This is a genomic window from Microcystis sp. M20BS1, from assembly GCF_020245305.1.
GTDB classification, from domain to species: Bacteria; Cyanobacteriota; Cyanobacteriia; order Cyanobacteriales; family Microcystaceae; genus Microcystis; species Microcystis ichthyoblabe_A.
Genome location: NZ_JADBUZ010000008.1, coordinates 1 through 7,294 on the forward strand (window position 1 = coordinate 1; position 7,294 = coordinate 7,294).

The following is a 7,294-nucleotide window of genomic DNA, read 5'->3' on the forward strand; positions in this document are numbered from 1 at the left end:
CGATTCAAAGCGGCGATCGCATCCTGATCAAGATGCCCGGCAACTTCCAAGATTTCTAAGGCTGTTGTGAGTTCCCCTTGGGCGATCGCGCACCTCAACCCGTCCGTGGCTTGCCTTTTTGCGAGTTTCGCGAAGATCCCACAGTTCTCACAACGATAGAGAGTTCTAATCGGCCCGTCCTCTACCAATTCGCTTGAATTCTGGCATCGTGGGCATTTTGCGGATGATTCCAGATTATGGTAGAATTTACCATAATGACCATTTCGCGATAAATCTTTTTCCTCGGTTGAGAAAACTTCATCAACTTCGCTAAAGTCTGGTAATTTGTTAAGTATCATTTGGTTTTTTGCCCGGCGTTAGTAGCGTCCGGGTTGTTTTTTAATAATATCAGTTATCAGTTAGCTGTCAGCTAATAACGAAAATTTAAATATAGTAAAATTCACCATAATAGAGATTCTTGTTACTTAAAAACCGCAACTTTTTCGATTTTGACTGATACCTAATAACTGATAACTGGCAACTGAAAATATTTACTAAGTTAGTCGGTAAATTCTCGATCAAATAACTCTCTTAGCACTTCATTGGCTCGATTTTGGAACCGTTTGGCTTTTTCCTCACTGCCAAACTTGGCCACGGGTAGGGCTAAAAAGCCTAAAAAACCGTTTTTGTAATTCCACTCGATATCGTAGAATCGATCGCCATTTTCATTTTGGTAAAAGTAGCGAGTATCGCTCAAAATTGCGGCTATTTCGTGTTTTTCCATTTTTTACTCCTATTTAGGGGGAATTTAACCCCCCAATTCCTAATTATTTAGAGCGCGAATTTTTTCTGGGCCGAGATGAACAGGGTGGTAGCGATCGCCCGACGATCCTCGTCAATCGCGCCTAGACTTTCAGCTTGTTGCAAACAAAACCCGTATAATTTCGCCATTTCTTGGATATAAGACGCAATTTCGCGCTTTTTATCGGCTGTTAGCTCACTCTCGCTGTTTTGCGGGCTGTTTTGAGTGATTACATGATTGGTGTTATGTACTGATTTGACTGGTATGGGTGACTCTGGGAGAGGCTGCCCTAAGCTGACCAGCGCGGGGTCTTCGATTAAGTTAAATTTTCCTTTTGAGTCAACCCCGACGGTTAAAGGGGAATTTTTGATCACATACTTCCGGGAATAGTCATCATCAACCCCGCGCCAGATAGGGAATTTTTCGTTAGTGTCACGATTGAGGCAATCAATCACTAAGCGCGGGCCGAAGCGTGTAGAGACTTCGCGGGGACGATCGAGCGCAATTGCTGAGATTAGCTTCATAATAGAGATATCCTTTTTTGGATGATAGGCGATCGCTTTTCTGATTGGTAGTCGAGAGCGGTCGCTTTTGGTTTATATCTTTAGTATATTTCTAGTCTCTTACTAAGTCAACTACCCATTAATTAGTATTTTACAGGTATTTTACTAAACCCCATTAGTTTATCTAATAAGTCTTGTACTTAGTAGTTTACAGGGTTAGACTTTAAAAGTAACGTATTAGTATTAAATCAATTAAAATCATGGCTACTGAGAATAGACCAGTATCCTGTTATCTCCCAAAAGATATAGAAGACAGCCTTACTAAGTATTGCACTCAAAACAATATCACTCGAAAAGATAAGGCCGGGAACATTCAACCGGCAATGGGAACCGCCATAGTAGAGATTCTCGAAACCTTTTTCGGAGATAGCCCTAGCAAGTTGCCCAACTTCGAGGAAAAGATCGACGCGGCGATCGAAGCTAAAATGAACGCGGCGATCGCTTCCCTACGCGCTGAATTGGTAGGAGAAATGGCATCAACGAAAAATAGGAGTTTAGGCAATGTCTAACGAAACCGTGACCTATTCCTTAGAAGCTGTTCTGACAAGGATCGAGGGGAAAATAGACAGCTACCAGAAAGATGTTAGCCAAAAATTCGACAAAATCGAGGAACGTCTTACAAAGTTAGAAATCGGGCAGTCTGAGTTAAGGGGAGATATTAAAGCCTTAGATTCTAAGGTAATAGAGACAGAAAAGCGCATTAATGACCTAAATGGACGGTTGAATGTTACAAGTAATGCTTTTCTTGGTATTGTCGGAATTTTGGTAACGGGAATACTGACCATACTCGGAAAAATAGTTTTTTTTCCTAACCCCTGACTCTAACCCCTACCCGTGAACCCCATGGGTTTTTTAGCGTCGCTGACTTGGTAATTTTGAAACTTTACCAATCAATGAAATGCGATCGCAACGGCCAAGCAAAAATCCTGACTGACAGCGAGATAGAGGCTATATTTAGCCTTTTTTCCGAGAGGGATAGGGCTGTGTTTGCTATCTGTCTCTATGGCGCGTGTAGAATCTCTGAGGCCTTGTCGGTACGGGTTGATGACATAGCCGGCGGGGTGATCACACTACGAAAAAATTCGACTAAAGGCAAAAAAGGCAGCCGTTCTATTCCTATCAGTCCCAATCTCGAAAAAATTCTTAACGATTATCTGGCGATCGCATCTCCGAACGAGTTTCTTTTTCCCGGTCGGTTCAAAACAAAACCATTGACGACGGCTTATGCTGACTTAGTTCTTAGGCAAACTTGCGATCGATTGGGATTAAAAGGAATTTCTACCCATTCATTCCGTAGGACCGCGTTGACCAGAATGCACGCGGCCGGCGTGCCACTGAGAACTATTCAGCGAATTAGTGGCCATTCATCTTTAGCAGCCCTAGCTTTTTATCTGGAAGTCACGGATCAAAACGTCAGGGACGCGGTAATGTTCATTTAATGCGATCGAGTGCCAATTCTCAAAGTGTTATACTTAGATGACAGCATCTAAGCTAATTAGATGATAATACTATCATCTTAGATTAGATTAAATGTATGTCAAAAGTAATTTCTTTTTCAATCAGCGATCGCTATCTCGATAAACTTCGCACGCTTTACCCGGCGCTGACTGACAATCTCGCGGCTAAACAGTTTCTCACGGACGGGTTAGAATCAAGCTTAGGCAATAGCTTAGATGGTAGTTTAGATGCTGAGTTAGATGGTAAGCTTAAAAGCCTTATAGAATCAGAGTTAGATGATTTATTAGATGAGAGGTTAGATGCTACTGTGGGAAAGTTGATCACTTCCCTATCTGAGAGAATGGCAAGGCTAGAGGAAAGGTTAGATGACGGTTTAGATGGTAGGTTAGATGAGTCGATCGCAAGGTTGGGATCATGTTTTTCTCACCGACTGTTGGGACTAGAAAAAAGGTTAGATGAGATGGAATTATTATTAAGGATGCAGCGAGAGGCTTCGATCGCCACTTCCCCCCTTCCCCCTTCCCCTTCCCTTCCCCCCGATGAACCGGACCGACCGGCGATCGAAACCGTCACCCCGGAAGTTTCACCGTCACCACCGTCACCATCAGACGCGATCGCTTCCATCGATGGAACGGTTGAGAGTGTAGAACCTAACTCATCTATTGAGACGGTAGCGAGTGCGATCGAGTCCGTGACTGATTCAAAACCGTGGTACACCATCGATGACTTACTTGACTGCCATTATTCCGGTTGGCCCGAAACCAAAGAAGGGTTAAGGAAAAAGGCAAAAAGAGAACACTGGCCTAAACAGACGCGGCGCGGCAGCAAGGGCAACCCTTACGAGTATCAAGCCGTGTTACCTGAGTGACACAGCTTCACCCTGTACCACTGGTCACAACCTAGTCAGGTACAGGGTTAGAAAAAGTGTAGGTTCTTTTTCGGACCTTTTGATCGCACCCATTCCCGGCGCGTTTTTCCTCTAGCGACAAAAAAAATATATACCTTTGTTGAGAGTGTACTGGTTAGCAGTACAGGTGACTAATTGTCACCTTGATAAAAAGGGTACCATTGGTACACATTTCTGTACCAGTCATTAATAGTACAGGGTACAATTAGTACCCTTAGTGTCACACTAACTGTCACAAATACACTTGTACTATTAACTGCGTTAACCGACTTCCCACGGGAAAAATGCCCAAAAAAACGCAATTTTTCGGTTTTTGGTTTTGGGGGGGATTGGGCTTTAGCTAGGCGATCGCTATTAGGCTTTTTTCTTTTTCTCGCGCTTGGGGCCGGGAGTGTCCGGCGTAACTTCATCTAAGGCAACCGTGAAGGGGTCATCTTCTCTCAAATAATCCTTAATGGTGATTGAAACACCATTAACGCTGATCACGGTATGGCAGCGGCCCTTATAAAAGCAGTAGTCATCCGGCTTGAGGTTTTGAGTGTCACCATCCGGGCGATCGGAGTCGTGGGGTGACTCGCTAAAGGTGACTAAGGTGACTAAGGGTGACTGAGTGTTATCAGGGTAGTCACCTTTTGTAAAGCCTTGCTGTGATTGAGTTTCACCATCTAAAGGTGACAAAGGTGACAAGGGTGACTCGCTATTAAGTAAATAATCACCTTTTAAATTTTCCGTAGTGACCGGGTGATCCTCACTCAGTGGGTTAGTAGTTTCTATGACAAAGTGATTTTTTGAGTCACCTTTGTCACCTTTTAAGTTAGTTTCCTTATCTGATAAGGGTTTTAGTGGGGTGACTATGCTGTCACCCTTAGTCACCTTTGAGTCACCCTTGTCACCTTTTAAGTTATTTTCCTTGTCTGGAGTACCAATCAAGCGAAACTCGATCGATCGAGCGGTTTTCCTGACTTCCCCATATCCCTTATTGCTTAATTCCCTGAAAATTTCGGCTATCCGGGTAGTGGGGTAGTCTTGCCGGGTTTTGGTGTTAAAAGCACGTTTTCGAGCGTTATTAGGTGTTATCCAGTCGGTTTCTTTAGCTACCGACAAAATCCTTGCATACGCGCTCGGTAAATCATCCGATAGTTTGACATACATCCCCCTTACCTGACTTACATAAAACTCAGTCAATTCGATCGCCGCGTCAATGATTTTTTCCCCAATCTCTAGGGAAGGGGTAATGCTGTTAAATAGGGAGTTTGTAAGATGAAGATTTAAAGCCAAGCGTCCGATCAGCCCTCTCGCTTTAATCAGTACATTTCTCATAGCCGGGCGCTGTTCACTCTCAGACTCTTTTTTTAGCCGGTTCGCAGCCGCGAGAAATTTTTCCCGTGCCGGGCGTGACAAGTCGTAAAAAGCCACGGGTAGGCGATCGAATTGTCGATATAAATCTGTCAGCATCGGTGTTAAGTCAGGATAAGCCGCGTCTATATCGAGATCAAGGTTAGAGGGGGGAAGTTGGCAAAATAAGAACCGTGACCATTGGCCGCTAGAGTCTTCTTTATCCCCTAGAAGCTTCTCTAATACTCCCGGTTGTACGGTTCCATAAATCGATAAAAGAATTTTTCGGCATACTACCGTTTTATCGGGGTCGGCCCGCAGGGTGATTGGGGGGGTCCCATCGTAGTATTCCAGAATGTCCTCGCTATCGGACCCGCGGCCCCCCCGGTACTGGTTAGCACTCTTAAACAGTCCCGCGATTTCATCCTTAAATAACAGCATCCCCTTGTCAGGATTACCCGCAGCATATCTGGCAATTCCCTCACCGGTTCCCCCTGAGAAATACCTGATCCGCCGGGTAGGTTTTGTCGGTGGTCCATCTGGGAATGAGTCGCTTAAATCATCTTTGTTCTTTGATTTTTTGAGCATCTCATAGTTGGCTAGAGAGGCCTTATACTGACTGATTTTTGACTCATAATCCTGATCATCCAATTCGATTAAGGCCTTGAGAGGATCAGAAATCATGGCGCGGCCGATAATGCTTTTTCCTTCACCGGATAGGGCAACGATCGCGCTATAAAGATTAGGTGGGACCTTCCAGTTAGTTTGAGGGTAGAGGCTTAAGGCCGTATCGGGGTGTAGGGTAGATGACAATCCACTGAGTAACGCGGTTAAATAAGCCTCTGGCCTTAATCCTGTTAATCTGGCATGATGCCCAATGGCTGCGGCTAACTTTTCCGGGAGTATCTTAGCGAGATTAAGGGAACCGGTGTCAGCTATATAAATCGACTCAAGCTCACTTAAAGCGTCGTCATAATCCAACGAGCGATCGCTTTCCTCGATTGATTTCTGGTAAATCGAGTTAACTTGCTGTTGTGTCAGATTAAATTCACGGGCGATCGAAGCGAGTTTTATCTCAAGCTTGGAACCGGTGAGGTTCTGACTTATCAGATTACTGATTGCTTCCCCTAATTTGTCGGTTTCGAGGGGTTTTGGGTTGAATTTGGGATGACTGACTACATTAGTCGATTTCTCTGTTTTTTGCGGGTTAAGACGCTTTTTCTTACCGATTCCCTTGATAATATCTTCTTTGCTGGCCCCTTCATCTATCCAATCTTTGAGATCAGCCCCCCTTGATTCTGGTAAGTGGTTCCATAAGGGAGAATCGGGGAAACAGTAGAGCCATTGGGCGTTGGGGAAGTCCTTAGCTATAGCTTCACAATGCTTCACGCCGGGAACATCCCGATCAGGACATAAAATCACGCTGGACCCTTCTAAGTCTTGAGTGTCTGACTCTCGCCATTTTCCCGAACCGGCTAGGTTACAGGTTGCTGGTAAACCCAATGACCATAGAAGATCAGCCTTACCCTCACCCTCAACGATAAAAATACTTTCCCCATTGGCTATTGCTTCTTTGACTTCCTTGTATCGATAAATGGGTATATTCTCCCGTTTAACATTGTCTAGGGTGTTAACCCATTGCTTACCGTGCCAATGCTGTTGATAGATGCTTTTTTTACCGTTACCGTCGTCTTTCCTTACTACTCTGATTAAGAGATTACCAGACCGATCAGGATAGTAATAATGGGTAGTTTTAGCCGGGCGCGGGGGTTTAGCCCATTTTTCCTTGATAGGCGCGTAGTAGGGTGTACCATCATCATCGGCCCCATTGGTTTTGTACCAACCGGGCGCGGGGTCATAATTGCGCTTACAGACTGTCACATCGCCTATCGAGTAACACCAATCGGGTTTCCCACAGTGAGGGCATGGGTTATTTTTGGTAGCAGGGACTAGACTTTTTCCGTTGTTTTCGCTATACTTGCTATACATTTTGATATTCCTTAATTACAAAAGGTAAAACCACGGCGATCATTACTCGCTGTGGTTTTTTGGTGAACATTTGAGTCATCCCCGGCATTGCCGGCATTGCCGTGGGTATCCCCCCGGTAACGATTCAAAGCGGCGATCGCATCCTGATCAAGATGCCCGGCAACTTCCAAGATTTCTAAGGCTGTTGTGAGTTCCCCTTGGGCGATCGCGCACCTCAACCCGTCCGTGGCTTGCCTTTTTGCGAGTTTCGCGAAGATCCCA

At 44.8% G+C, this 7,294-nt stretch carries 9 protein-coding genes; 4 read left to right on the forward strand and 5 right to left on the reverse strand.

Annotated elements, in window-relative coordinates; all coding sequences use genetic code 11:
• The 3 genes from IM507_RS00805 to IM507_RS00815 form a co-directional block, all read right to left on the reverse strand.
• A partial coding sequence (locus IM507_RS00805) for a hypothetical protein (RefSeq protein WP_287636323.1) occupies positions 1-338 on the reverse strand: 338 nt, incomplete at its 3' end.
• A gap of 200 nt (positions 339-538) precedes the next feature.
• Positions 539-763 (reverse strand): hypothetical protein, encoded by a 225-nt coding sequence (locus IM507_RS00810; RefSeq protein WP_287636324.1) that lies wholly within the window; start codon positions 761-763, stop codon positions 539-541.
• Positions 764-810: 47 nt separating this feature from the next.
• Positions 811-1,305 carry a hypothetical protein gene (locus tag IM507_RS00815; protein ID WP_185241218.1) on the reverse strand — a complete coding sequence of 165 codons (495 nt, stop codon included), beginning with the start codon at positions 1,303-1,305 and terminating at the stop codon, positions 811-813.
• A 239-nt stretch (positions 1,306-1,544) separates the two neighbouring features.
• Here IM507_RS00815 and IM507_RS00820 point away from each other — a divergent pair, with 239 nt between their 5' ends.
• The 4 genes from IM507_RS00820 (at position 1,545) to IM507_RS00835 (ending at position 3,670) form a co-directional block, all read left to right on the forward strand.
• Entirely contained in the window at positions 1,545-1,853 is a 309-nt protein-coding gene (locus tag IM507_RS00820) for a hypothetical protein (protein ID WP_287636326.1), read from the forward strand.
• A complete protein-coding gene (locus IM507_RS00825) occupies positions 1,846-2,163 on the forward strand; it encodes a DUF4164 domain-containing protein (RefSeq protein WP_287636327.1) in 318 nt (105 codons plus the stop codon). The genes IM507_RS00820 and IM507_RS00825 overlap by 8 nt, the downstream gene beginning before the upstream one ends.
• 74 nt (positions 2,164-2,237) lie before the next feature.
• A complete protein-coding gene (locus tag IM507_RS00830) occupies positions 2,238-2,783 on the forward strand; it encodes a tyrosine-type recombinase/integrase (RefSeq protein WP_287636328.1) in 546 nt (181 codons plus the stop codon).
• A gap of 95 nt (positions 2,784-2,878) precedes the next feature.
• On the forward strand, positions 2,879-3,670 hold the full coding sequence (locus IM507_RS00835) for a DNA-binding protein (RefSeq protein WP_287636330.1): 792 nt from the start codon (positions 2,879-2,881) through the stop codon (positions 3,668-3,670).
• A 393-nt stretch (positions 3,671-4,063) separates the two neighbouring features.
• On the opposite strand, the gene IM507_RS00840 is transcribed toward IM507_RS00835, so the two are convergent.
• On the reverse strand, positions 4,064-7,033 hold the full coding sequence (locus IM507_RS00840) for a DUF3987 domain-containing protein (protein WP_287636331.1): 2,970 nt from the start codon (positions 7,031-7,033) through the stop codon (positions 4,064-4,066).
• An 11-nt stretch (positions 7,034-7,044) separates the two neighbouring features.
• The coding region (locus IM507_RS00845) for a hypothetical protein (protein ID WP_287636333.1) at positions 7,045-7,294 on the reverse strand (250 nt) is incomplete at its 5' end.

What these genes read in the sequence shown, in the direction of transcription:
- IM507_RS00830 (WP_287636328.1), top strand. Translation starts at nt 2,238, where the DNA reads ATGAAATGCGATCGCAACGGCCAAGCAAAAATCCTGACTGACAGCGAG.
- IM507_RS00840 (WP_287636331.1), bottom strand. Translation starts at nt 7,033, where the DNA reads ATGTATAGCAAGTATAGCGAAAACAACGGAAAAAGTCTAGTCCCTGCT.
- IM507_RS00825 (WP_287636327.1), top strand. Translation starts at nt 1,846, where the DNA reads ATGTCTAACGAAACCGTGACCTATTCCTTAGAAGCTGTTCTGACAAGG.
- IM507_RS00820 (WP_287636326.1), top strand. Translation starts at nt 1,545, where the DNA reads ATGGCTACTGAGAATAGACCAGTATCCTGTTATCTCCCAAAAGATATA.
- IM507_RS00835 (WP_287636330.1), top strand. Translation starts at nt 2,879, where the DNA reads ATGTCAAAAGTAATTTCTTTTTCAATCAGCGATCGCTATCTCGATAAA.
- IM507_RS00815 (WP_185241218.1), bottom strand. Translation starts at nt 1,305, where the DNA reads ATGAAGCTAATCTCAGCAATTGCGCTCGATCGTCCCCGCGAAGTCTCT.
- IM507_RS00810 (WP_287636324.1), bottom strand. Translation starts at nt 763, where the DNA reads ATGGAAAAACACGAAATAGCCGCAATTTTGAGCGATACTCGCTACTTT.